Here is a 25978-nt window from a genome sequence, read left to right as displayed (position 1 = left end):
AAAATAGTATCAACATCAGTGTGCTGATTAAAGCAATCTTGTTTTCATTATAGGACTATCAGCGCTTATTTTTCTACTTTTGATTTCCAGTTTTTATGTGCAATTACTGAACATGACTCAGAGTGCTTGCAAACAATCATTAAACATTGTACATTGTGCGCTCATTCTTAATGTGAATGATTTCATTTCCGGATATGACATTCAATATCTAACAAGGGTACTCTAATGAGAAGACAAGAGCTGCACCCACGCACTGCCGTTATTAATAAAGCTCAAAAAAATAAGTCTAAAAAGGCACGAACAGACGCATTATTGTGGCTCGCTGCAAATTTCCCTGCGGCATTTGATAATTCGTTACGAATCCGCCCGTTAAAAGTGGGAATTATGGATGATATTTTGCTTTTTGCGGATAAGGCAGAAGAAGTAGGTATTTCCAAAAGTAAATTAAGGGAAGCAGTAGTTTTGTTTACGCGTCGACTTGATTATTTGGCATGCTTAAAGCTGCGAGAAATGCGAGTTGATTTGTACGGGAATGAGAGCGGTGTAGTAACTGAAGAAGAAGCAGAACATGCCGCAGCCAAGATTAAAAAGCGTGTTGAAAAAAGTGTTAGAAATGCGCGTAAAATTCAGACAGAAAAAGCACCAGCTCAATCCAATTCGAATCAGCAAAACTCGAGTTTTCAAGCGAAAATAATGAGTCAATCACCCATGGCTGCAGAGGATCATTTTCCTACTTATCCAGCACGTTCTTCAACATACAATACGTTAAATGCACCGGCTCAACCGGCTAAGACAACGGCTGTAGTTGTGAAGCATAAAACAACAAAACAATATGATCCAGATGTTGTAGCACGTTTGAAAGAGAAACTGGGCTTGTCGCGAAATGAGAAAAAAGAAGAAATCACTGAATAGTTAATTGAATTTTTATAAATGCCTCGCTACGTACCGCGCTTTATGCCTGAGTGATCCCTAGAAATTTGTAAAATTTTAATGGATCTATCACCCTGCTCACTCCGTCATCCCTGCGTAGGCAGGGATCCATCCATCAAAATAGTTCATAACTCAATTTTGAGCGGGTGATGGGAATCGAACCCACGCCATCAGCTTGGGAAGCTGAGGTTCTACCATTGAACTACACCCGCAAAATAAATGGATGCGTATGCGGAGGTTCTACCCCGCAGTACACTTATTATAGATTACATTTAAACCCGAATAATCTCCATACTGTTTGTTCCACCTGCTGTGCCAATTACTCGGCCGCGAGTTAGTAAAACAAAGCTTTTCTTCTCCAAATGGCCTGTCTTTATTAATTCCTCAAGCACTTGTTGATTTAATGTTTCGGCAGCGAATTGATGATAATTCATGAATACCGGGAAAACATTATGGGCAAGGCACAAACGACCTATAGTTCGCTTATTAGCCGATACAGCGATAATAGGGACTGTACTTTGTTGACGTGATATCCATAGAGCGGTATCACCTGATTCTGTCAGGGTAATAATTGCCTGAATGGGAAAGTGATTGGCTGCGTGCATTGTTGCCATGGCAATTGCTTGATCCGCTCGGTGGTAATGACAAGTTTCATCCGTAGTGTGATAGTAAAAACTGGCATGTTTTTCAGCGCTTAAACAGATCCTATTAACCATGCTCAGAACTTTTACTGGAAACTGACCACTGGCTGTTTCTGCAGACAACATCACCGCGTCTGTTCCATCCAATATGGCATTGGCAACATCAGAAACTTCTGCCCGTGTAGGTTGAGGATTGTTAATCATCGATTCCATCATTTGTGTTGCCGTTATCACTACTTTGTCTAATCGACGGGCTTCGCCAATGATGTGTTTTTGAATCGCGGGTACTTCCGCAGCGCCGATTTCAACACCTAGATCGCCGCGGGCGACCATAATTGCATCTGCTTCCTGAATAATTTCAGTGAGGTATTGTAACGCTTCGGTGCGTTCAATTTTTGCAATAACGGGTATTTTTTTGCCAAATTGAGTCATAAGTGCACGGGTATGACGAATGTCTTCGGCATCTTTTACAAAGGATAAACTAATGTAGTCTACTTCCGCTTCAATGGCGGTGCGTAAATCACGTTTGTCTTTCTCCGTCATGGTTCTGGCTGCTAATCCACCACCCTTTCTATTTAGTCCTTTCAGATCACTTAAGATGCCACCTTCAACGACAACACAGTGAATTTTGGAGTTAGCAATGCTCTTGACCTCTAATTCAACTAAACCATCATTAAGCAGTAAGTGATCTCCTGGGGTCAGTTCACGCGATAGGCTCGGGTAAGCCACAGATACTTCATTCGTATCACCTAACAGTTCAGGGGCATTGCAATCCAAAGTAAAGGCTTGCCCCTCAACCAAAGTGATGGATTTATTTTTGAAGCGGCCAATGCGGATTTTGGGTCCTTGTAAATCAGCCATTACTGCCAATGGCCGATTTAATTCTTCAGCAATTCCTCGTACCAAAGCAATGAGCTGTAATGCAGAGGCATCTGCATGGGAAAAATTGATGCGTACCACATCAACACCTGCGGTTAACATAGCACGAAGTATTGCCGGATCACTACTGGATGGTCCTAAGGTGGCAACGATTTTAGTTTGTCTTAACATCTTTTGCTCGCTCCTGCAAAATGGCAACAGCTGGCAAGGTCTTTCCTTCCAAACACTCAAGAAATGCCCCACCTCCAGTGGAAACATAAGAAATTTGCTGGTTCAGATCATAAAGATCAATCGCTGCAAGCGTATCGCCACCACCAGCTATTGAAAATGCATCGCTTTCAGCAATTGCAATAGCCAATGCGCGCGTTCCATAGGCAAATTGTGCAAATTCAAAAACGCCAACCGGACCATTCCAAATGATGGTTTTGGCCTCGTTAATAATATCGACATACTCACTTACCGTTGTAGGACCGATGTCGAGAATCATGTCGTCAGAGGCAACATTTTGCAACGACTTGTTATAGGCCGGACAATGTTCGCTAAAGGATTTGCCTACCACAACATCACTGGGCAAAGGAATGTGGCACCCTTTTTCTTTAGCTAACTGGAGAATTTCACGTGCTTCTTGCAGCAGCTCTTCTTCATAAAGGGAGACGCCAATTTCAAATCCTTGTGCTTTGAGGAAGGTATTTGCAATACCGCCGCCAGGGATTAAATAATCAACAAGGGTAACTAACTGGCGTAACAAACTGAGCTTCGTAGAAACTTTGGCACCGCCAACAATTGCAACAATTGGTTTTTTGGGGGCAGCAAGCGCTTTTTCCAAAGCATCCAATTCGCGCACCAATAAAGGGCCTGCAACGGCAATGGCTGCATACTGAGCTACACCGTACGTTGAGGCTTGGGCTCTATGGGCTGTACCAAAAGCATCCATAACAAAGACATCACAGAGGCTGGCAAGTTTTTTTGCCAGCTGCTCGTCATTATTTTTTTCACCAACATTAAAGCGTACGTTTTCACAAACCACGAGTTCACCTGGTTTAACATCCACACCATTGAGGTAATCACTTACGAAATGAACAGGATAGTCCAAGTTTTCCTGCAAGTATTCTGCAATGGGTTGCATGGAAAAACGCCGTTCTATTTTTCCCTCTTCGGGGCGCCCTAAATGAGATAAGACCATAACTGCAGCGCCAGCAGCCAAGGCAGCTTTCAAAGTGGGTAGGGCTGCCTGTAATCGTTGATCACTGGTAATCATTCCATCTTTGATTGGAACATTCAAATCTTCGCGAATTAGCACCCGTTTTCCAGACAGGTCTACATCGCTCATTTGTATCAGATTCATCAGTTATCTCCAAACTGGGGTTTTAGCAACTCATCATTTGCTGTGCTGTATCCAGCATACGATTAGAAAAGCCCCATTCATTATCATACCATGCGACTATTTTTACGAGATTGCCGAACACCTTGGTTTGTGTAGTATCAAAAATAGACGATGCCGGGTTATGATTAAAATCGCAGGATACTAAAGGATTATCATTGATTTGTAAGATGCGACTTTTTGCTTGGCGTACAATGTCATTCACTTCTTGTACAGTGGTTTCACGCTTTGCGGTAAAGGTCAAATCAATCACAGAAACATTCAGAACCGGGACACGCATTGCAAAGCCATCAAGTTTCCCTGCTAATTCAGGTAACACCAAGCCTACAGCTGCTGCTGCCCCAGTTTTTGTTGGGATAATCGAGTGAGCTGCTGCACGAGCGCGACGTAAATCCTCATGGCTTCCATCCAAAAGCATTTGATCATTGGTATAGGCATGAACAGTATTCAATAAGCCGTGTTCAATACCTAAAACATCATTTAATGGTTTTACAACAGGTGCCAAGCAATTGGTGGTGCATGACGCATTAGAAACGATGAGGTCCGATGCTTTAAGTGTTTGATGGTTCACTCCATAAACGATGGTTGCATCCACGTTTTTTCCTGGAGCGGAAATCAATACTTTTTTCGCACCAGCAGTAATGTGTTGCATTGCTTTTTCTCGTTCAGTAAAGAAACCGGTACACTCTAAAACTAAATCAATGTTTAGTTCTTTCCAGGGGAGATTCTGCGGATTACGCTCGGCAATGATTTTGATTGCATGGCCATCAATCACGAGCATGTCGCCTTCAACTTTCACATCGGATGTGAAACGGCCATGTGTTGTGTCATAGCGGGTCAAATGCGCTGTAGTCTCAATGGCGGATAAGTCATTGATCGCAACGATTTCAAATTCATTTTGTTTTTTGGATTCAAAAATTGCCCTTAGGATACAACGGCCAATGCGACCGTAGCCATTAATCGCGACACGTATTGTCATATCACTTCTCTCCAATTTTAGTAATGAGTTACTTATCTCAAGTTAAGCTTCTAATCTTGTCTCACTGCCATTAAGTTAAGGATTTTTGTCATTCCCGCGAAGGTGGGAATCTATTCTTAAAGTGGCACTATGCCGCGCTAGAAATGGGTTCCCGCCTTCGTTACTTAACTTCATAGCAGTGAATCGCAGCCTGGGTAAAGACAAAGCCGTAACCCGAGATGTATGAGCGTTTCCCGGGTTACGCTTCGCTTCACCCAGGCTACAAATTCTTTAATAATGTTTTTGTACTAATTTTTCCAAAGTTTTAATTATATGCTCTACCGTAATATCCAGATATTGATAGGCTTGATTTGCTGGAGCCGAGACGCCAAAACGATCCAGACCAATTACTGCACCGTGTAAGCCAACAAATTGATACCAATAAGCCGAACTGGCTGCTTCAATTGCGATACGCGTGTGAATGTTTTGGGGCAATACCTCATCTTTATAACTTTGGTCTTGCTCCAGAAACCGTTCTGCACAAGGCATGGAAACGACTCTCACTTTAAGCCCGCGTGTTTTCACTTGTGCTGCAGCAGCAAGTGCCAGTTGAACTTCCGAGCCCGTAGCAATCAAGATGGCATCAGGAGTGCCTTCGCAATCCATAATGATATAACCCCCTTTTTTAATTAATTCTGCTGCGCTTGCACTGTGGGGCAATGCCGGTAAATTTTGTCTTGAAAGCAGTAAGGATGTTGGACCATTATGATGCTCCAAAGCGAGTTTCCATGCAACGGCTGTTTCCATTAAATCTGCAGGACGCCACACACTCATACCTGGAGTCATCCGCAACATGGACGCATGCTCAACTGGTTGATGTGTTGGACCGTCTTCACCTAAGCCAATCGAATCATGAGTAAAGACATAAATAACGCGTTGTTTCATTAAAGCGCTTAAACGTACCGCATTGCGCGCATAGTCGGCAAAAACCAGGAACGTTCCGCCATAAGGAATAAATCCTCCATGGACCGCGATACCATTCATGATGGCTGCCATCCCAAATTCCCGTACGCCATAATACAGGTAATTCCCTGTAAAGTCCCCGCCAGTAATGGCCTTGCTGCCGGACCAATCGGTATTATTGGAACCGGTTAAATCTGCGGAGCCGCCAAGCATTTCAGGCAGCATGCGGGCAAAATGTTCGATGCATTGTTGAGAAGCCTTACGTGTCGCAATGGCTTTGTCATTACTGCGGCACTGCTCAAAAAATGCATGGCTTTGGCTTTGCCAATCATCGGGAAGATCGCCATTGATACGGCGTAAGAATTCATGATGTTCTTGAGGATAGTGTTGTTGGTATTCATTCAAAAGCATTAACCATTGTTGCTCTTCTTTTTCCCCTTGTTCCGCATGATTCCATTGTTGATAAATGGTATCCGGGATAACAAAAGGCTCATGGTTCCATTTAAAAAATTCGCGTACCTTGGCAACGTCTTTGGCACCTAATGCAGAGCCATGAGCTTTTTCACTACCAGCTACGGAAGAACCGAGTCCGATTACTGTTTTGCAGATAATCAGCGTGGGTTGCGTGGTATTGGCTTGCGCCTTAAGAATGGCTTGCTCAATCGCATCCATATCGTGGCCGTTAACTGCCTCGATGACATGCCATTGATAGGCTCTAAAGCGTTGTGCTGTATCATCAGTAAACCAAGATTCGACTTTACCATCAATAGAAATTCCATTGTCATCATAGAAAACAATCAGCTTTCCTAAACCCAAAGTACCCGCCAGCGAACACGCTTCATGAGAAATACCTTCCATGAGACAGCCATCACCAGTAAAGGCATAGGTATAGTGATCCACCAGATGCAAATCATCGCGATTGAAGTGAGTTGCAAGAACGCGTTCTGCCAAAGCCATGCCTACTGCATTGGCTAAGCCTTGCCCTAAAGGACCGGTAGTGGTTTCTACTCCAGGAGTGTGGCCAAACTCTGGGTGCCCCGGCGTTTTCGAATTGAGTTGACGAAAATGCTTCAGATCATCTAATGAGAGGTTGTAGCCGCTCAGATGCAGCAATGAATAAATCAGCATGGAACCATGCCCATTGGATAATACAAAACGATCGCGGTTAAACCAATGAGGATTTTTCGGATTGTGTTTTAAAAACTTCTTCCATAAAACGGTGGCAATATCAGCCATGCCTAACGGCATTCCTGGATGTCCTGACTGGGCTTGTTCTACTGCGTCTACACTTAACATGCGAATGGCATTAGCTAATTCTTTGGAAAGATTCATGAGTTCTCTTGTACACTTAACTAGGTGTGCTATTGTCGCTCAGAAGACATGAATCAGCAAGAAAACAACTTCATTTTTGACTATTTTTTTTCAAAAAGATTGAATTTTGCTCCATTGTCATATTTTATGAGCATGCTAACGATAAATTAACCTAACTATAATTATAGCTCGAATCAGGCAAATCATGGAGGGCTTGCTGATGAAAACATCACCTTTAGTCTTGCCAAATACTCACGCATAGAAACAATAAAAAATGTAAACAGTTCATAAATTTTCTTTTTGTACAGATTTATATATAATCAGGTCTATTTTTTTACTTTTAAAGTTATTTATAGACAGTAAGCGAATGATTAATATAATATTGTCTATTTGATATCCCAAAAATATATTTTAGGACATCATGACCCCACTAATTCGACATTTGCATGAAACCTTTCCTGAGCTCTCTCTTGCTCAGGCTGAAAATCCTTTGAATTGGACGTTCACCGAAAATATTAAAAAATTAGGTCCTGATTTTTATCGTCAAATCATTCCGATGCATTTAGTGATGAACCTGGAATATAGTCTTTTGAGGCAACAACTCAGGGCTAAATTTCTCTCTCCAAAACTCATAGATAGGAAAGAACTACGCGAACAATTGATTGCTGCATTGATGATGGCTGAACTCTTGGAGCACATCTATCAATACTACATGGACATACCAAGAGAAGTGCTTAGCTTGCGCGCGCAACAAAATCTGTACCGTGAATTATTGGCAGAACTTATTCCCAGTTTTCCTCAAAAGCCAAAAGAACCCCCTGAAAATTTTTCCTTCACCCAAGAATTACGCAATATCATCCTGGACATCAATTTATGGCGTCTTTTCATTGTTCGTTCAAAACGCGCATTGGATCTTCTTGCTTTGGTGCATACAGAATCACAATCATACCTTCGTTTTGTAAAAATCATGGATGCAGCAATGGATCCGTTTCTTATGCACTTGGCCTGGTTTTTTTGGTTACCACGTCTGGCAGTGAATTTCTATTCTTTATTGAAGCATACTATTCCTGGTTGGTGGATGGATGAGCACGAAAAGTCATTAGGCTGGATGGTGCGCTTTAGTGCGCAAATTAAACGGCGCTATTTTGAATTTGGGAATGATATTGTTTGGGTTAGTTCAGGTCTGATTAATACGTTTTATTTAACCGGAGCATTAGCTCCTTTTGCATTCTACGTATCCCTTGCTGTTTTTGCTTTTGATGTCATTTGGGCGATGACCCGGGCTTATGTTGAGTTGAGTCGTTTGTATGAACTGCGCTCGCAATACACCGCGATGCTCGACAAACCGCATACCCTAAAAGAGGAACGCCAAATAAAAGAACATCTTAAAGCCATAGATAAGCAAATCGCTTTAGAACAGTTTCGTTTAGGCTCACATGTCGCGACTACGGTCTTTATTTTTTTAGGGATGTGTATGGCTCTTCCCGTATTTGCCGTGAATCCGATTTTACCGTTCATTGGGGCGCTTATCCTAGTTACAGTTTGTCTTGTTAATTTTGCCCTTACCGAAGAAGTAGCCAACAGGCGGCCTAGGGATACCCTAGATCGTTCCTCCGCATTATCCAGACTAGGTCTTTTTAGCACTAAAGCGCCGCCTACTGTAGATTTGGATGTCACTCCTGAGCATGATGAGGAAGATATGGATCCAGATATGGCACTATGTTGTATTTAATTTCCTGAGAATGGCCTATATCGATGATTTCATTGAGGTATAGAGGCTTTGTGAATTGAATGCTATGCTTTAGGTCTTGTATCTATTTTTGAAGGTAAAGCATGTCAGTAACTGTAGGACTACCCCAATTTAGCCGTATCGATGTCAATCATTTTCAATCTCATCTGGATGCCATGTTAAAAAAACATTTGGAACAGGTTGAGCGCTTACTCAAAGAAAATCCTCATTATACCTGGGACAACCTAATGTATCCCTTGGATGATATGGCCGATGAGCTGGAACGTTTTTGGTCGCCGATGTCTCATTTGCATGGAGTCATGGATTCGCCTGAGTTACGCAAATGCTATGATGCGTGTTTGCCGCTCCTCTCCGCTTATGAATCAGCAATGGGTCATAATCATGAATTGTATGAGGCCATTAAATCAATTGACCAACATGCACTGGATCCAGTGCAACAAAAGTTGATTGCCGATAGTTTGCGTGATTTTGAATTGTCAGGGGTTGCTCTGGGCAAGGAACATAAAAAACGCTTTGAAGCAATTCAGACGCGTCTGGATGAGTTAACCAATAAATTTGAACATAATATTTTGGATGCAACCCAAGCATTTACCTTACATATTAAAGATTCAGCACGTTTGGCAGGGCTGCCCGAGCATGCTTTAAATACTGCGAAAGAAGTTGCTGCGGAAAAAGGTCTTGGGGGGCATGTATTGACTTTGGAATACCCTTGTTACCAAGCAGTGATGACTTATGCTGAAGATCGTGCGTTACGCGAAGAAATGTACCAAGCCTTTATTACCCGAGCTTCAGATCAAGGTCCTAATGCTGGAACTTATGACAATACGCCTTTGATTCAGGAAATTCTGGCATTACGTCATGAAAAAGCCAAACTTTTAGGGTTTAACAACTATGCAGAACTGTCGCTTGCGACAAAAATGGCAGAATCAACCAGCCAAGTCAGGGATTTTATGGATGATTTGGTTCAGCGCATCCACACGCAAGCAACAACAGAGTTCGAGCAATTGCGGCAATTTGCTGAAGAAAAATTTAAGCTTAAACCCGTAAAGCCTTGGGACGTAGCGTATTTGTCTGAAAAGCGAAGACAAGCTTTATTTGCCCTGTCACAGGAGGATTTACGGCCCTATTTTCCTCAACCTAAGGTCATGCAGGGTGTATTTGATCTCGTTAAAAAGCTTTATGGGATGTCCATTGAAGAAGTAAAGGGCGTGGATATTTGGCATAAAGACGTCCAATGCTATTGCGTGGTCGATGAACATGGTACGGTTCGCGGTTATGTGTTTACGGATTTATTTGCCAGGCCGAACAAACACAGCGGTGCATGGATGGATTCATTACAAAGCCGCAGAAGGTTGGAGAATGGCAAAGTACAATTACCCATCGCAACCTTGACCTGTAATTTTGCCAAGGCATCAGCTAATAAGCCTGCGATGTTATCGCATGAAGAAGTGGTCACTTTATTCCATGAATTTGGCCATTGCTTGCATCACGTTTTAACTCAGGTCGATTATCTGGGTGCATCCGGAATTAATGGGGTAGAGTGGGATGCGGTAGAATTACCCAGTCAATTTTTTGAAAATTGGTGTTGGGAGAAGAGTGGTTTGGACGTGTTGACCGCGCATGTAGACACCGGTGAGCCGCTTCCCGAGTCTCTTTTTGAACGCTTGATTGCCGCAAAAAATTTCCAATCGGCAATGGCAATGTTACGGCAGATGGAATTTTCCATATTCGATTTTCGTATCCATCAAGAGTATACGCCCAAGCAGGATTCCTTCGTTGAAAATATCCTCGCTGACGTACGTGCTAAAACCAGTGTGATTCCCGTTGTCCCCTACAATCGTTTTCCGCAGAGCTTTAGCCATATATTTGGGGGCGGATATGCTGCAGGGTACTACAGTTACAGTTGGGCAGAAGTTTTATCGAGCGATGCGTTTTCCCGTTTTGAAGAGGAAGGGGTATTAAATCCAAAAACAGGGCACGATTTCCTGCATTGCATTTTGGAAGCAGGCAGCTCGAAAAAAGCAGCCGAAGCGTACAAAGAATTCCGAGGCCGCCCGGCAACGGTTGATGCCTTATTACGTCACAACGGCATTCAAGGCTAAAGCAAAGCCTGGGAAGGGCAAAAGCCCTAACCCAGGAAAGCATTCTCTGAATTTTCAAAAGAAAGCTGCTCATCGGCACACATTTTATGTTATACTTAAAATGTACAAAGGGGGCGACCTGGCTTCGACGTGGGTTGCAAAACCAGAGGTGCATGCCGAGAATGAGAACTCTCGTAAATCAGACTCAACTAAATATAAATGCAAACGATGAAAACTTTGCTGGTGGGGAAGCTATTGCTGCCTAATAAGCACTTTAGTTAAACCATCACTGTGTACTGGCCAATAAACCCAGTATCCCGTTCGACCGAGCCCGCTTATCGGTATCGAATCAACGGTCATAAGAGATAAGCTAGCGTCCTAATCTCTCCCGGATTAAGATGCGAAATTCAGGGAATCGCTGTGTAGTATCCTGCCCGTCGGAGAATGCACAGTTAAATCAAAAGACACGGCTACGCATGTAGAGCTGAAGGCAGAGGATTTGCGGACGCGGGTTCGATTCCCGCCGCCTCCACCAACTAACCTTATGATTTATAATAAAAAAAACAATTTTTTTTATTTTGCGGCACCATAACGGCACTATTTACTGTTTTGGTACTGTCCTCAATTAGCTTGATTATCTCTTAGGCTACCAAAAAGTACTATCGGGATTTTATAGTTTATAATTTCAAATACAGCTACAAAATATTTTAAATAATGAACGAAAAACCAATTCATCTTATTTTAGATACAAATATATTTCGAAGCGATGTCTTATTTAAAAAAGCTGATTTCAAAGCATTGGAGAGATTATTGGAGAGTGAACAAGTAAAATTGCATGTTCCCTATATAGTGTTTAATGAGTTTGTTAGCTACCAGATTAGCAAATATGAAGAAATTAAAGGACTTTTCAATAAACACATAAATGACCTTAAAAGATTTGGGTTTATATCAGAAGAAAGTAAGAAAACCATTAAAGAAATATTACCCCCTGACTATAAAAACAAAATTGATAAAGACTTGAGAAGTCGACTTTCAAAGTATAAAGCAAAAATTTATGACCATATAGATTGTGATCCCATGGATACTTTAAAAGATTATTTTGAAGGAGCTAGAGCTTTCAAGATATTAAAAAGTAAAGAAGATTTCCCTGATTCATTTCTATATTATTTTTTGTTGAATTTTACAAAAAAACATTTGGGAAAGGTCTATTTCATTTCTAATGACTCTCATTTGAGCAAGATTTTAGAACAAAGCAATCAAATAATTATTCATAGGTCATTAAAAGAATTTATTGAATCCAAACCTATACAAGCTCACCTATATAATATCAACTATTCCTCTAAAGTAAGTGATTTTTTAAAGAAGGAGAAATATCAGATTTTTAATTTAATTGAAAACGATATTATCGATATGCTGCAAGGAACAAACATAGAGGACTTAAGAATACCAAGTGATGATAATATCGCTTATATTTCTTCCGTTAGCGGGATAATAAATGAAGATGATATAAACTTCGATTTTAAAACACTTCATTATTATGGTGATGATCTTTTTGTAATAGATTGCAATTTTGTCACTGAAGTAGAGGGCTTAGTTGATATTTATAAGGGTGATTATATAGCTGAAGAGATGGACTTTAGTATTTTTGAGGAAAATGATCATTATTATTCTACATCAGTTGAAATTGAAATTAGGATAAAAGCTGGTATTCAATTTAAAATGAAATATTACCTTGAAGACGATGAAGAGCAACTAGAAATAGAATCAGCTGCTATTGACTCAATTAACCAAATTGAAGTCTTAAATGTAACTTAAAGAATAAATTGGAAAATATAGAGGCACATATAAAATTATGTGCAACAATTAGTCTAAATGATGATCCCAATCGTGTATAGGACGGTACCCTGATTGTGATGAATTATCTGGTATCCATCGGCCGTAGGTTTTAATTACCATCTCAACATCAACATGCCCTAATTGTTTAGATACCCACATAATGTTTTCACCTTGGGAAAGCATCATGGATGCATAAGTATGTCGAGTTTGATATGTATTGCGATAACGAATTGCCGCTCGTTTTAATATGGGTATCCACTGAGTACGGCGAATTTGTTGTGACGTTTCCCATGCTTTGTTGGTTTGTGGGTTATGAAACACTCTTCCCTTTTGCGCAAAAGTGTATTGTTTTTGTTGTTCTAAAGCTTCTAATGCTGGAGGTAATAAAAGTACATCTCGAACACCTGCCTCTGTTTTGGGACCTTTTGTTTCTTTAGCAACAATGGTTTCTTCAATATGAATAATTTTGCTTTGCAAGTCCACGTCCTCCCATCTCAATCCAATAAGTTCGGATACTCGTAATCCTGTGAAGAACGCAAATTGAAGCAATAAACGTACTTGTCCCTTTGATTCATTTAATATAGCTTTAATTTCATCAAGACTAAATGGATCAGGCTTATAATCACTTTTTTTTGTTTCTTTATTAAGTAACTTATCAACAATAATACTATTGAGAGGATTTTCTTTGATGTATTGATCCACCAGTGCTTGCTCAATGACTGCACGTAGAGGGATTAGAATGTTCGCCACCGTTTTAGTCGTACAATTAAGACTCCTAATCCATTTTCTGAGAATGGAGGGTTGTAAATTCTGTATTTCAACTTTATCAAACATTGGAAATAGGTGTCCATCACAAACACGTTTATAACCGCGATAAGTACTTGCTTCTTTAGTTGACTTTGCTTCTTCTAAAAATTCTCGGAGCAACTCTCCTATAGTTATTTTGGATTTAACATGCCCAAAGATATAGGCACGCTTCGAGTTAGGAAAATAATCAGAGTACGAAAAAGTTCCGCGTTCAATAGCATTTAGAATTTCGCCACGTAGGCGTTCTGCATATTTTATATTTGCTGCAGTAGCTTCAATTTTAATAGATTCAAAGCAGCGAACACCGCGATAATAAAAACTAATTCTTAGAGTTGTTTTCCCTGAATGCCATTTTCGGACTACTACCCCATTTGTAGTTTTTGGAGTGTTGCCCGATTGCCGTTTTCCACCCATTTTTCAACCTCCACTAAATTAACCCATAAATTACCATCTGGTCCCAGCTTGCAATGGAGTCCATCTAACCACATTCCTCTCTTTCGTTTACAATGCACTGCGTTTACTGTATCTCCAGTTTCTTGGCAGTATTTTTTTAGTTTTACCCATTTAACCATTCCGAACTCCCTGGCCTATTTATGTATTTAGCAATCTATAATTGTCTTTTATAAAACATTTTGATGTTAAAAATAAAACATATCGTGTTATTAGTCAAGAAATATACTTGCGGAAGCCTTTTCTTTGAAGAAAATTAATACTGATTTGAAATTCATCAAAATTAAGTAATATTATGAAAAAGAGCATTTATAAAAAATGTAGTGAATCTTTTTTTGTATTGTGCTAAAAAGAAGCACTAAATGATTTGGCTATCAGGATGAAGTATGGATATTCTCGAAAAATTTGTACAATTAGTAAAAACCCCTCTGTTTTCCGATAATCGTTTTGATTCTCTTGATAATTTAGACACTGAGTTAAAAAATTTATTTGCTCAAGATGATCAGTTGAAGTTGAGAGAAGTTATATCTAAAAATAAGCAATTCGCAGATACAGTTGAGGTAGTAGAGCTGTAATGTTTTCGCGAAATAAGCTGGTTTTAGTAGGTTCCGGGATTAAAACTCTGGCACATCTTACTCAAGAAGCACAAACTTATATAGAAAAAGCAGATTTTGTGCTGTACCTACTTAATGAGCCAGTGCTTGAAAAATACATCAAAAAACTTAATCCAAATCATGAATCGCTCGAGCCATACTATTTTAATCATACTTTACGTAGCGACGCGTATACGGAAATTTCAAATCATATCTTGTCGAAAGCATCAGAGTATCAATTTCTGACAGTAATCCTCTATGGGCATCCCACAGTTTTTACTTCTCCTGGATTAACTGCTTTAAAAAAAGCTAAAACATTAGGATATGAAACACTAATTTTACCAGGTGTTTCTGCTGAAGATTGTTTATTTGCCGATCTGGAAATAAATCCTGGCAATGAAGGCTGCATTTCTATTGAAGCTACAGAATTTCTTTTGAAAGAAAGAATACTCGATCCTTATAGTCATGTTTTGTTATGGCAAGTTGCGATGCTAGGAAATTTGAAACAAGCAACTAATTATCTATCTACCAAGGCTTTGGAGGCTTTATTAAATAAACTTTTGAAATATTATTCGCCGCAACAGGAATTATTCATATATGAAGCAGCTATTTATCCAGGCATGAATCCCCGAATAGAAAAGATCAGATTAGAAAATTTACCGACCGGTAATTTTTCGACTCTTTCCACATTGTATATCCCGCCAAAATCGAGAGCTCCTGTGGATGATAAAACACTTAGAGAGCTCAATTTGAATTGAAACCCAAGGACTATAAGACTATAAAAAGGATTTTACGTGAATTATTTTGCAATTTTTAATCAATTAGACTCAAGATGTAAACGATTTTTGTTTCTATATTTCATCCGCGCTATTTCAGCAGGAATTGCATTTTTTATTGGTATATATTTAGCCCATATTCGTATGAAATGGCTGATCATAGGTTATGAAGTAACTGCTTTATCTGCAGGAAATATTGTTGGTTCATGGTTATCTGCAAAATATTCTGACAAGTTTAATCCATTAATCTTTTCGGGATTTAGTCTTTTATTACAGGGAATATGTTTTTTACTAATAGCCTACTCTGCTAAACCAGTTGTATTAGCAGCATCTGTGTTTTTGTATGGTTTGGCAGGATATGCTTTCGTTGCAATTAATCATTATATTATTACGAGCTATGCAAATGACTCAGAGTCTGTTCGAGCCCACGTCATAAGCTTTACATCTATTGCATCTAATATAGGCCTTTTATTGGGTGGGATATTGGTTAGTTATTTATCAAGTAATTATGCGATCTTATTATTTTCGTTAATTGGTGGAATGCTAGTTATTATCTCATTGTTTTATTTTTGCGAAAGAGGTGAATCGGTTATTATCAGAAATTCTAATCTTAATGACAGAACTACTCCAAATAAAAGAATTTATTTTGTAGCTTTAGCGGTAACTTTTTTGTTGGGAATTATCTTTGCGCAACAGCGCATTGGATATCAGGTGTTTTTGGAGAATCATTTTACCAGTTTTCAAATAAGCATTATTTTAGGCTTGAATACTTTTATTATCATTACGTTGTTGCCCTATTTAACTCAACGCATTATGGTGCTGAATCATTTAGTTGCCCTTGCTTTAGGTGGTTTGATCCTGGGAGTTGGAATGTATTTAGTTATTTATTCTGATAATTATTATTTTGTTCTATCTTTATGTGTTGTTAGAACCCTGGGAGAAATGATTGCTATTGTAATGAGTCAATTTATTTGTTTTCAATATTCACCAAAAGCTGCTAGGGGTAGAGCTATGGGAAATCATAAGTTTATTTTTGCCTTTGGAATCTTAGCCGGTTCTTTTATTGGTGCAAATATGCTGTCCGATTGGGGTATGAATCTTGTGTGGGTTTTATGTGGTATGACGGGTCTAATAATTTTTACAGTAAGCTATTTTGCCAGCCATAGAGTAAAAAAGAATGTTCATTTTTCAGAATATGCTAAATGAAAACTAAATTCATATTGTTGATAAACTAACACAACCTCGAAAGAAATTTGCATCAACTGAGGGAGAAATATTATTTTTAATGCAGTTCTCTTCCACAGTTCGGAATCTATAATCATTTTGTATCACTTCTTCAGGAGTTTTGGGTTTTAGGTTATTGTTTGAATTGACATGTATATATTCAAATTTTGTCGTGTTTACTGCTTCTTGCAATATAGTGCCATACCACATACTGTCTTTGCTTTTTATCATAATTAAAAATCTATCCATGCTTTTTTTCAAATCATCTAAGTGGTTGAGCATACTAATTGAATTTTTTGTTTTTGGAGAAAAAGAGCGGGTGATAGGATATTGCAAGGAATAATAAACAGGCTTTTTAATCAGATAATCAAAATACTCAGGGCCAATGATTGTCGGGATATATTTTTTTAATCCATAGGAGTAAGTTAATACATGTTGAATAGTTTTCAATGGAAGTAACTCATCATTAACTAGTGGAGCTAATCCTGGGAAAGCACCAATGGCGATATCGAGTAAATGTCGAGCAGTATCATTAATATATGGATTAGAGCGCGTATTAGATTTCTCCTGCATGATAGAATAGGAAATATCGTAATAATATTGGTTACGTTTATAATCGCTTGATTTCCATGCTAGTTGATATATATAAGAACGCAGCTTGAACCATTTTTCATTATTTAAAATGTTATCAATCCATTTTTGAGCAAAGTAAATTAGCTTCATTCGCCATTTAGTTGTTAGATTTTGATTATTAGTAATTAATTTAAATAATTCAAAATGATCATATTGCGAAGAAGGATATTTATTCAAAGTTCCAATGGCTCCTTCAAGACGATTGAAGCTGTTATTGCAAGTTAGATAAGGCAGGGAAAATACAGTTCGAGCCCCGGCTGTAGCCTTTAAAAGTCCATTGGGAGCAAACGGTTTTTTATTATTATTAATGCTGAGAATGCGGGAAAAATTATAAAATTCACCAGGTCCTGCAATGCGTATAGGCAAAGTTAATTCTTTATCGGGTAAATCGACGAAAAACTCAATAGACTTACTTAATACCATGCCTAACGGTGCGCTATCCTTACCATAACCCAGATCTTTTATTATATCGGCAGGAGCGTTTTCAGAGGATAAGCGATAAAACCCATCTCCATTATCATAAGGAATGAATTGACTTATATCATCGCCAATCATTGCACCATAAGGAAAGCTCAATACATAGAGGCAGCAATCTTTATCCGGATTTAATTCGTCTACGATTTCAGTAAATCTAGGTTCGACTTCATAGAGAGAGTCTCTTATTTCTTGCCAGGTTACTTTTATAATTGATTGGTTAAAGTCCATATTAAGCCCAAATTTCTTTCAAAATTGAAAATAACCTCTATAAATCAGCATGAAATTTAGAAGTTTACGTTCGAGTATTTTCCGTGTTTCAATACGCATGTCAATACATAGACTTGTGTGATTTTTATCTCAGGGATTTATAAATGAGTGTTGCTTGTAAAGAAGAAGAGGGAATTGTAAATTTTAATTTTACGTGTAATAGAAAGAAACAAAAATATCTTATTGAGATATTGCTAAAATACAGCCATCTTGATTTAAAGGAGCTCGGTGCATCACTTCAAATTTCGACAACGTTTCTACTCGCTGTATTGGAAGGAAGATATTATTTAGACAAGGAAAAAGGGATAACCCTAGCAGAATTATTCTTACTATTTTTTGGGGAATAGACGTTAATATTTTAATGCACCTAAATAAATCATAGGGTTTAAATTTGATTAGGCTTAGATTTGTAATCCAAGCCTTTTAAATAAGTTTACTGATGCTGGTAATTCTCTATCCGATTAGCTAAGTTTATAACTTCCGAGCGTATTTGTGAGCTAAACTTTGTGTTTGCGCACTCCAACTCTCTACTAAAGGTTTGATCATACCATTTTAATTTATATACAAAGCCTGTTTGTTCTGTTCCTTTGACTAATACAATCGTAGGTTTATTATCAACATCATAAGTTACTAACTCTTTTATCAGTTCAACGCCACTCTGGGCGAGTATTCTGTTATGCTCATAATAAGCACAACTGCCTATGCCATCTTTTTCAAAAAATTGGACAGCTCCATCCCAGCCATCTCCTTTATCTCCATTTTTTACTTGTTTATAAGCGCCAAAAGGGGCTACTCCTATCGTTAGGTTCCTATCTGTTTCTGGGACACCTAAGAAGGTATAAGCTAGTTTTATTTCATCAATTGACATTCTTATATGAGTACTAATTGGAGAAAAAGTATCTTTATATTTTTTTATCTGAGTTGGAGCAATGTATTTTAACTCCATTAACTCTTTTGCTCGCGGTTCAGCAACTTGCACATAACCATTTTTTTGTTGCTCTTGATTCATTGATAAAAATTCTTGCATTTTTTTCGCTATATAGGCGTCATTTTTATCATTTGCGGCGGTTGGGGCATTGATATACTTGGTAGCGGAAACAATACTTATATCTGTTGTTTCTGGAATATTAATACCAGATTTGGCTAAATATTCTCTGGCTTTTTTATCCATTTCTTCTTTGGATGGGTTGGAGGTCTCTGCCATTACATTGAAAGTAAGGAGGGCTGATATACTTGCTATTAATAATTTTATTTTCATTTTTATTCCTTACAATTTTTTTAACGTATTAATAATCCCACCAGCCATTATAAATACTACAATCGCCAACATGCGTTGAATCGAAAGGGATTTTTCCGTTACCATAATCAATTAAATAATGATAGCCAGAAACAGTCCATCGATGATCTCCTAGAGGTGCTTCTCCCCAGTGTACTGCGGCTTGTCGCCAAGTATATGCGTAGCCAGTATCAATATGGTGGGCAGTATTGTAAATATCGAAATGTACACTTACGACACGCCAGTCATAAGAATGGTTCAACCACCAGGTTATGGATTCATTATTATAACAATTAGCTCGGCTATGAACGGTGGTAGCCACCAGTCCCGCATAAGAATTAAGGGAAGCAATTCCTAGTATTGCTGATAAGAGTATTATTTTTTTCACAAGAACCTCCTTATACTTCGAGGCCAATGTATTTAACCTAAATTTGATTGTCAAGTTATTATTTTTATTAAAGAAATTTAATCAAGACAATCATATAAAGGCATATTTTCAAAAAATATTTATTGAGTGTTGAGATAAGTAAAGGATGAGTAACCATTCTTTTTATGAAAGAATTAAGAAATTATCGAAAGATAGTGGATATATAAATATGAGGTTTTTATTTAATTCTAGCTAGTAATCTTTCTATCTATTAGTATTCGAGTTGAAAAATTACAAATATCTACGATGTTCAATTACAGTACCTATAATGGTAGCATCGTTTTTGCTAGTTACCTCGATAGTTGCCCATAACTCATTATAAGCGATTAACTGATACAAATAATCTTTTGATTTAGCCTCACTATATTTGCGTAGGTATGTTTGATTTTTTTGGGGTATGTAAACTACAACATAATCACCTGGATTAGGTGAGGCCTCTGTATCAATAATAATAAGATCCCCTTTATAAAAAGGTGGCTGCATACTGTTATCTTCAATTTCTACCGCAAAAGAACGTTCGCTGGGTTTTTTTCCTTTTATAGAATCAACAATTAATTTGGTTTTTGAATCCTCGATAATATTCACACCATGAAAATATTCATTTGCTTTTGGGGCTTCCTGTAATGGGAGGATTGGCATAAATTGAATTGCATTACTGCTTTTTGATATTTCCCCGCCCGGATTATCTGTAAGACATAAGAGAAAGGATGCTGATACATTTAACGCCTTTGCTAAAAGTTTTGCCTCCATAGGGCCAGGGCTTCTGGTTCCTTGTTCCCAATTACTTATTCTAGCTGCGCTTAGCTCACCTGTTTTTTCAGCTAATTCCTTGATTGTAATGCCCAGCGCTCTACGGGATTGAGTAATTCGTTCACCAATTCTTTCTTTTATGCTCATGATTATCAGAATAAGTTAATAAAACACTTTACATAAAACAAAGTGTTTTATATTATTAAACATTATGAAGAATTCGATAAAACATTACGTTTTATTTGGTAACTTTCTAACGAATACTTCGCTGTGTTTTCCAGTGTAACACGGATCATGTTTTCAACTAAATAACCCTATGGAGTCAAAATATAGTCATGGATTTTTTAATCAATCACCAAGAGCTGGAAGTTCTCAGTGGATTGCCTCATATCCAGCAACTTGCCTATTTAAGAGGAATAAGACCCTATATGGATGGAAAAACGGGGGTCGTTGGAGAAAAGCGAAGAATTAGTTATCAATCGATTGCAGAACAATTGTACATTGAGCCGCACCAAGGTATTAAAAGTCAGAGTTGGTCGCGTGATCAAATACGACGTGCAATATCCGGTTTGGTTCGTGTCGGGATCATTGCAATACAATCCGAAGGAATGCAACTTATTTTAAAATGTGAATTAGCAACAAGGCATTATTCTGTCCAAAATAAAGCCGCCATAAACCCGCCACAGAAAGCCGACAGAAATTTGCATGAGAAAAACTTTGTAAATGCTGGGTTATCGGGGAGTGAGCCACTAAAAGCCGACATAGCAGAATCCCCAAAAGCCGCCATACCTCAAAGTAATAATAATTATTATTTTATTTATTTAAAAAAACGCTTCGAATCATTCTGGGAATTGTATCCCCTTAAGAAAGCCCAACAAAAAGCCTGGGAAGTGTTCCAAACGCTATCCCCATCTGATGCGTTAATCGAAGAAATGCTCACCGCCCTACAGGCACAAATTAACTTCATCAATCTACTCAAAAGTCAAGGTGAGTGGGTTGCCCCTTGGAAATATCCTGCGAACTGGCTTGCCCAGCATTGCTGGAAAGATGAACTCATTACTCCAACTGCAAAGGAATCAAAACATGCACCACATAAAACAAATTATTCCCAATCTAAAACAACAGATGCCCTCTGGGAGTCGTGCAAATCAGGATACATCGATGAGTATGAATCAGAGAGCAACATTATCTTCTTCCCAAAGTATTCCCACTAATCGCAAGAGTATAGACGGCTTATTTCTCAAGTTTGCAGCCTATTACGGTTCTGTATGGCGAAGCCAGTTCAAGCAGGAGGATTTTCTTGAATTTGCAAAACGGGAATGGGCTAAGGCTTTAGGAGAATTTGAGGATAAGGTCATTGAACAGGCAACTATAGCAAGTCTAGCAGCCAAAGAGCTACCTCCTACTTTGCCACAATTTATCGATTTATGCAGGGCGGCAAAAAAACGATTAGCTTTTATTCCACCTAAGCGTTGTAACAAACCCCGCAATCTTGAATTGGCATATGCGCAACTTAAGAAAATGAAACAGATTTTAAACATCAAACCATAGGAGAACACACCATGTTGATATTAAGCAGAAGAGTTGGCGAACAGGTACTCATCAATAATGGCACGATTCAAGTCAAGCTTCTGGATGTGAAGGGGCAATATGCGCGGATCGGCTTTATCGCCCCGCCCAACACGGATATTGATCGCGAAGAAATTTTCCATCGCAAGCGTGCTTCCCTAAATCAACAAACGGCTAATGATGAAGGCAAATAAATCAGGAGAATTTATGAAAAAGTTATTGAATCAACTGAAACAAAATATCAATCATCGTGTTCTCCTGACACTAACTCTTGCTCCAACACCAACGTTTGCGGCCAGCATTGAGAGCATTCTCAACAACACCGTGCGCTTTTTACAAGGGCCAGTTGCTAAAGCAGTAGGGCTTATCGCCATTGTGGGTACCGGGTATTTGTGTATTGCGCAACAAAAACTCCCCAAAGAACGCTTTGTCATGATCCTCGTAGGTCTTGGCGTTATCTTTGGCGGTTCCTCTTTATACAGTCTTCTTGTGGGGTAGGATCATGAGTCACATCAATGAGGCAACGCTAAATCATCATCCAGTCTATGGCGCGCTGACACGATGTGCCATGACTGGAGGTGTGACTTTTGAATACCACAGTATCAACCTCATGATATCGGTGTGTGTTTTTATTGCGATGGGAAATCTGCTCTATGGATTGGTGTTCTTGCCTTTACATACCTATGGCTGGTTGGTGTGCCGTAACGACACGCGTTATTTCACTGTGATGTATAAGCGATGGGCGTTTTGTCCACCTATGCCGAACCAAAAATTTTGAGGAGTTCGCACTTATGAACCTGTTTAAAAAGACCAAAGTGGCCCGTGATGAAACGCCAGTTTCAAGCATTTATCCTATTACCCACTTAAATACACCTTTCGTTTTTGAATCCAAGTCAAGTTTTCAGGGAGCTGTCCTAAAAGTTCAAGGCATTCCGTTTATTACGCAAGCACCTGAGACTTTGAATCAATTGAACAGTCAATTACATCAGGCCATGCTTCATCTTGATGAGCGTTTTATCCAATACGTCACCATCCATAGGAAAAAAGAAAATATTGAGTTACAAGGTGCGTTTAAATCAAACTTTGCGCGCCATGTGAATGACAAATACCATGCCCGCTTTGCTGGCAAAAACCTCTATCATAATAGCATTTATTTAACTACTGTATTAAAAGGGGATACTTCAAGCAAAGCAGCGCGATCACTATCCTTTATGGAGCGATTGAAAGCCTCACAAAGTCCTAAAGGCAAAGTTTTGCTTCGTGAAGAGAATTTAACTGCATTGAAAGCAAAAATGCAGCAGTTAAAAACCTCACTTTCTCCATTCAAACCTTGTTTATTAGGGGATAATGACCAGGCTCTGGGTTACAGCGAATTATTGGCTTTTTTATCCTTGATTCCTAATGGCGGGGATAGCCTGCCGTTTCAACGGCCTTGCAGTTACTCACCCATTGCCAAGAGCATTCCTGAGGTATGGGGAACTGAAAGTCTCTACCCAGATGGGCATTTGGGGCAATACCTCTGCAATAAACAACTTTATTTTGGGCAATCCATCCAGTTCCAAGGTGCGGCATCGAATGATGTGTGTTTTGCAGCCATTCTTTCAGTGAAGCAATATGGCCAATACACGGCAAGTGTTGTGCTGGATAGTCTTTTAGAACTTGATTGTGAATTTATTCTCACCCATTCCTTTGCGCCAATTCCACGGGAAGTGGCACTGGACACGGTGAATAAAAAAAGGGAAAAACTGATTAATGCCCATGATGCGAGCTTGAGTCAAATTAACCATTTGAGCGTTTTAGAAGATGGACTTTCTTCGCAAACCATACGACTAGGATACCATCACAATACATTAATGCTTGTGGCCGCAAGCAAAGAAGAATTAGAGGATGCTATACGGGAAGCTGTTAAGATTTATGCGGCCTCCGGGATGGTGCTTATTCGCGAAACCATAGGTCAGGAGCTGGCGTTTTGGGCACAACTCCCAACCAATCATCATTTTATAACCCGTTCAGCACTCATAACCTCGCATAATTTTGTGGATTTCTGTTCGCTCCATAATTATGAAACCGGATTTAGAGACGGTAATCATTTAGGGGCTGCAGTTACCTTACTTGAAACCCCTTCAAGAACCCCAGTGTATTTCAACTACCACAGCCGCTCTTCCAAAACCAACCCAGCTAAAGGCCATACTGCCATTTATGGTGCTACCAATGCGGGTAAAAACACATTAGTAGCATTTCTGGATGCACAGATGGGACGTTACAACAACCGCAGTTTTTTCTTAGACCGGGATGAGGCTTCGAAAATTTATGTTTTAAGTTGTGGCAACAGCATCTACTCAGTGATTTCTCCAGAGTATGCGCAAACCACAGGGATGAATCCACTGCAATTGCCTGATACACCAAAAAACCGCAGCTTCGTTAAGGATTGGTTGGGACATCTGGTAAAAAAGAATGAGGAAGAGGAGTTATCTGGCTCGCTTACCGAAGTGCTTAATGAGAGCGTGAATTATGTTTTCGAGCATTTGGAACCACATCATCGAACGCTAACCAACTTAAGTAAATGCCTGCCCTATGATTTCCCTCGTTGGTTTGAACTTCGCCGATGGCTTAAAGGTCATGGTGTCACAAACGATGGGGAATACGCTTGGCTTTTTGATAATGAAAAAGAATCGCTTTGTTTTGATTTTGACAAGGTAGGCTTTGACATTACTTATTTAATGGATGAGATGTCTAGTACGGTTTCTACTCCCGTTTATATGTATCTTCTTCATCGCATGCGCTTATGTCTGGATGGTCGATTGACTTCTTTTATTATTGATGAAGCATGGCAGGTTTTGGGCTCAAGATTCTGGAAGAAGAATTTGAAAAGCTGGCTGGCCACCATTCGCAAGAAAAACGGCCATTTTATCTTTATGACCCAGGCTCCTGAATCCGTAGTTTATTCAGACATTGCCAGCGACATTCTGACTAATGTAGCCACTACCATTTATTTTCCCAATCCTACAGCCTCTGAGTCGATTTATCTCGACAAGCTCAATCTCTCACGAGCAGAGCTTGCGCATATTAAACACTTGACTGCTGAATCACGACAGTTTTTGGTGAAACAAGGACAAGAGTCGATGTTGTGCACACTCGATTTAAGCGCACTTGCCGATGAAATTCGGGTCTTTTCGGGCTATCTAGCAAGTGTTCGTTTGCTGGATAACATTATTACTGAAGTCGGCGACAATCCAGATATTTGGCTGCCTGTTTTTTTAGAAAGGAGCAAGGGATGAGCACTCGATTTCTATCTCTAGTATTCCTGACTATGGTAATCACATCGCCAGTTCATGCCGGTATTATTGGTGGCGTTGATGTAGCACTATTACTCAAAGCCGTAGAGCAATTGGAGCAATTGCGCTCCCAGTACCAGTTGCTTTCCAAAACTTATAACAATGCCCAATCACAACTTAATGGTATTGAAAGCATTAAGAACTATAACAGCGGCAGTTACGGATATGGCAACTTGACAAATAGCCTGTCGGATTTAAATAACAGGCAATGGTCGCCTAATACCTGGGATGATGCCTTGCAGAATATCTCCGGTGGGAATCCCGCGCGTTACCAGGAGCTTGTGAAAGCCTATCAACAAAATCACATCACTTTGGATGAGGCAAGTTATCTCAAAGGAGCAACTCAAGAGCGGCTAAACACGTATAAACAAAATAAAGCTGTCAATCGTGCTGTAAGTGTGCAGGCCACCTATGCATTTAATGAGGTAAATGTCCATTTAAAAGCAATCCATAATTTGTCCATGACCATTGATAAAGCCCCAAACACAAAATCGGCAATGGATTTGAATTCCAGAATTTTAGCTGAGCTTGCCTACATCCAAGTAGAAAATTTAAGACTGAACACTTTAATCAGCCAGCAAATTGCAGCTCAGGGAGCCAATGAGATTGCACTCGACAGTGAATCCGTCCGTTTTAACATGTTACCTGATTAAAAAAGGAGAAC

Annotated in this window: 25 protein-coding genes, 1 tRNA gene and 1 other RNA gene; 16 read left to right on the top strand and 11 right to left on the bottom strand. The window is 39.3% G+C overall.

What is annotated here, in order from left to right:
- Positions 1-225 precede the first annotated feature (225 nt).
- Positions 226-912, top strand: coding sequence for a ProQ/FinO family protein (locus tag A8O27_RS03945; protein ID WP_058458383.1), 687 nt, complete (start codon positions 226-228; stop codon positions 910-912).
- 159 nt (positions 913-1071) lie between these two features.
- Here A8O27_RS03945 and A8O27_RS03940 read toward each other — a convergent pair.
- From A8O27_RS03940 to tkt, 5 genes are all read right to left on the bottom strand, one after another.
- A tRNA-Gly gene (locus A8O27_RS03940) sits at positions 1072-1142 on the bottom strand.
- Positions 1143-1202: 60 nt separating this feature from the next.
- On the bottom strand, positions 1203-2621 hold the full coding sequence (gene pyk / locus A8O27_RS03935; RefSeq protein ID WP_058458384.1) for a pyruvate kinase: 1419 nt from the start codon (positions 2619-2621) through the stop codon (positions 1203-1205).
- The gene (locus tag A8O27_RS03930) at positions 2605-3795 is read right to left on the bottom strand and encodes a phosphoglycerate kinase (protein ID WP_058458385.1); all 1191 of its coding nucleotides are present in this window, start codon (positions 3793-3795) and stop codon (positions 2605-2607) included. The genes pyk and A8O27_RS03930 overlap by 17 nt, the downstream gene beginning before the upstream one ends.
- Positions 3796-3817: 22 nt before the next feature.
- A complete protein-coding gene (gene gap, locus A8O27_RS03925) occupies positions 3818-4810 on the bottom strand; it encodes a type I glyceraldehyde-3-phosphate dehydrogenase (RefSeq protein ID WP_058458386.1) in 993 nt (330 codons plus the stop codon).
- 270 nt (positions 4811-5080) lie between these two features.
- Entirely contained in the window at positions 5081-7084 is a 2004-nt protein-coding gene (gene tkt / locus A8O27_RS03920; protein WP_058458387.1) for a transketolase, read from the bottom strand.
- Positions 7085-7484: 400 nt separating this feature from the next.
- Here tkt and A8O27_RS03915 point away from each other — a divergent pair, with 400 nt between their 5' ends.
- From A8O27_RS03915 to A8O27_RS03900, 4 genes are all read left to right on the top strand, one after another.
- Positions 7485-8795 carry a hypothetical protein gene (locus tag A8O27_RS03915; RefSeq protein WP_058458388.1) on the top strand — a complete coding sequence of 437 codons (1311 nt, stop codon included), beginning with the start codon at positions 7485-7487 and terminating at the stop codon, positions 8793-8795.
- Positions 8796-8896: 101 nt separating this feature from the next.
- Positions 8897-10915, top strand: coding sequence for a M3 family metallopeptidase (locus A8O27_RS03910; RefSeq protein WP_058458389.1), 2019 nt, complete (start codon positions 8897-8899; stop codon positions 10913-10915).
- Positions 10916-11024: 109 nt separating this feature from the next.
- Positions 11025-11429, top strand: a transfer-messenger RNA (tmRNA) gene (gene ssrA / locus A8O27_RS03905).
- A 179-nt stretch (positions 11430-11608) separates the two neighbouring features.
- The gene (locus tag A8O27_RS03900) at positions 11609-12709 is read left to right on the top strand and encodes a PIN domain-containing protein (RefSeq protein ID WP_058458391.1); all 1101 of its coding nucleotides are present in this window, start codon (positions 11609-11611) and stop codon (positions 12707-12709) included.
- Positions 12710-12757: 48 nt separating this feature from the next.
- On the opposite strand, the gene A8O27_RS03895 is transcribed toward A8O27_RS03900, so the two are convergent.
- Both A8O27_RS03895 and xisR read right to left on the bottom strand, forming a co-directional pair.
- Complete coding sequence (locus tag A8O27_RS03895) at positions 12758-13951, bottom strand: site-specific integrase (protein WP_058458392.1); 1194 nt, start codon at positions 13949-13951, stop codon at positions 12758-12760.
- Positions 13900-14109 (bottom strand): excisionase family protein, encoded by a 210-nt coding sequence (xisR, locus tag A8O27_RS18415; RefSeq protein ID WP_058458393.1) that lies wholly within the window; start codon positions 14107-14109, stop codon positions 13900-13902. Before xisR ends, A8O27_RS03895 begins: the two co-directional genes overlap by 52 nt.
- A gap of 264 nt (positions 14110-14373) precedes the next feature.
- Between xisR and A8O27_RS03890 the strand changes: the two genes are divergently transcribed.
- Genes A8O27_RS03890 through A8O27_RS03880 form a run of 3 tightly spaced genes read left to right on the top strand, consistent with a single transcriptional unit; the run spans position 14374 to position 16562 of the window.
- On the top strand, positions 14374-14562 hold the full coding sequence (locus tag A8O27_RS03890) for a hypothetical protein (protein ID WP_058458394.1): 189 nt from the start codon (positions 14374-14376) through the stop codon (positions 14560-14562).
- Entirely contained in the window at positions 14562-15338 is a 777-nt protein-coding gene (locus tag A8O27_RS03885; RefSeq protein WP_058458395.1) for an SAM-dependent methyltransferase, read from the top strand. Before A8O27_RS03890 ends, A8O27_RS03885 begins: the two co-directional genes overlap by 1 nt.
- A gap of 36 nt (positions 15339-15374) precedes the next feature.
- Positions 15375-16562 (top strand): MFS transporter, encoded by a 1188-nt coding sequence (locus A8O27_RS03880; RefSeq protein WP_058458396.1) that lies wholly within the window; start codon positions 15375-15377, stop codon positions 16560-16562.
- Positions 16563-16571: 9 nt separating this feature from the next.
- Here the strand turns inward: A8O27_RS03880 and A8O27_RS03875 are convergent, their stop codons facing one another.
- Positions 16572-17768: a hypothetical protein gene (locus A8O27_RS03875; RefSeq protein ID WP_131744490.1), complete on the bottom strand. Its 1197-nt coding sequence runs from the start codon at positions 17766-17768 to the stop codon at positions 16572-16574.
- Between the two features lie 293 nt (positions 17769-18061).
- Between A8O27_RS03875 and A8O27_RS03870 the strand changes: the two genes are divergently transcribed.
- Complete coding sequence (locus A8O27_RS03870; protein WP_058458398.1) at positions 18062-18304, top strand: hypothetical protein; 243 nt, start codon at positions 18062-18064, stop codon at positions 18302-18304.
- An 86-nt stretch (positions 18305-18390) separates the two neighbouring features.
- Here the strand turns inward: A8O27_RS03870 and A8O27_RS03865 are convergent, their stop codons facing one another.
- The 3 genes from A8O27_RS03865 to A8O27_RS03855 all read right to left on the bottom strand — a co-directional run bounded on the left by A8O27_RS03865 (position 18391) and on the right by A8O27_RS03855 (position 20557).
- Positions 18391-19215: a hypothetical protein gene (locus A8O27_RS03865; protein WP_058458399.1), complete on the bottom strand. Its 825-nt coding sequence runs from the start codon at positions 19213-19215 to the stop codon at positions 18391-18393.
- A gap of 28 nt (positions 19216-19243) precedes the next feature.
- Positions 19244-19621, bottom strand: coding sequence for a hypothetical protein (locus A8O27_RS03860; protein ID WP_058458400.1), 378 nt, complete (start codon positions 19619-19621; stop codon positions 19244-19246).
- 270 nt (positions 19622-19891) lie between these two features.
- Positions 19892-20557, bottom strand: a complete 666-nt coding sequence (locus tag A8O27_RS03855; protein WP_058458401.1) for a S24 family peptidase — start codon at positions 20555-20557, stop codon at positions 19892-19894.
- A gap of 188 nt (positions 20558-20745) precedes the next feature.
- Here A8O27_RS03855 and A8O27_RS03850 point away from each other — a divergent pair, with 188 nt between their 5' ends.
- The 7 genes from A8O27_RS03850 to A8O27_RS03825 are packed head-to-tail and all read left to right on the top strand — an operon-like array spanning position 20746 to position 25967.
- The gene (locus A8O27_RS03850) at positions 20746-21624 is read left to right on the top strand and encodes a hypothetical protein (RefSeq protein ID WP_064115063.1); all 879 of its coding nucleotides are present in this window, start codon (positions 20746-20748) and stop codon (positions 21622-21624) included.
- Positions 21572-21961: a hypothetical protein gene (locus tag A8O27_RS03845; protein ID WP_058458402.1), complete on the top strand. Its 390-nt coding sequence runs from the start codon at positions 21572-21574 to the stop codon at positions 21959-21961. The genes A8O27_RS03850 and A8O27_RS03845 overlap by 53 nt, the downstream gene beginning before the upstream one ends.
- An 11-nt stretch (positions 21962-21972) precedes the next feature.
- Positions 21973-22173 (top strand): carbon storage regulator, encoded by a 201-nt coding sequence (locus tag A8O27_RS03840; protein ID WP_058458403.1) that lies wholly within the window; start codon positions 21973-21975, stop codon positions 22171-22173.
- Positions 22174-22186: 13 nt separating this feature from the next.
- Positions 22187-22477, top strand: coding sequence for a TrbC/VirB2 family protein (locus A8O27_RS03835; protein ID WP_058458404.1), 291 nt, complete (start codon positions 22187-22189; stop codon positions 22475-22477).
- Positions 22478-22481: 4 nt separating this feature from the next.
- Positions 22482-22757, top strand: a complete 276-nt coding sequence (locus tag A8O27_RS18410) for a VirB3 family type IV secretion system protein (protein ID WP_082642400.1) — start codon at positions 22482-22484, stop codon at positions 22755-22757.
- 13 nt (positions 22758-22770) lie between these two features.
- A complete protein-coding gene (locus A8O27_RS03830; RefSeq protein WP_058458405.1) occupies positions 22771-25257 on the top strand; it encodes a VirB4 family type IV secretion/conjugal transfer ATPase in 2487 nt (828 codons plus the stop codon).
- Complete coding sequence (locus A8O27_RS03825; protein ID WP_058458406.1) at positions 25254-25967, top strand: type IV secretion system protein; 714 nt, start codon at positions 25254-25256, stop codon at positions 25965-25967. Before A8O27_RS03830 ends, A8O27_RS03825 begins: the two co-directional genes overlap by 4 nt.
- Positions 25968-25978 lie beyond the last annotated feature (11 nt).

The sequence above is a fragment of the Legionella bozemanae genome, assembly GCF_001648595.1.
Taxonomy (GTDB): Bacteria; Pseudomonadota; Gammaproteobacteria; order Legionellales; family Legionellaceae; genus Legionella; species Legionella bozemanae.
Note: the sequence above shows the minus strand (reverse complement) of the source record. Positions and strands in the feature narration are given on the sequence as shown.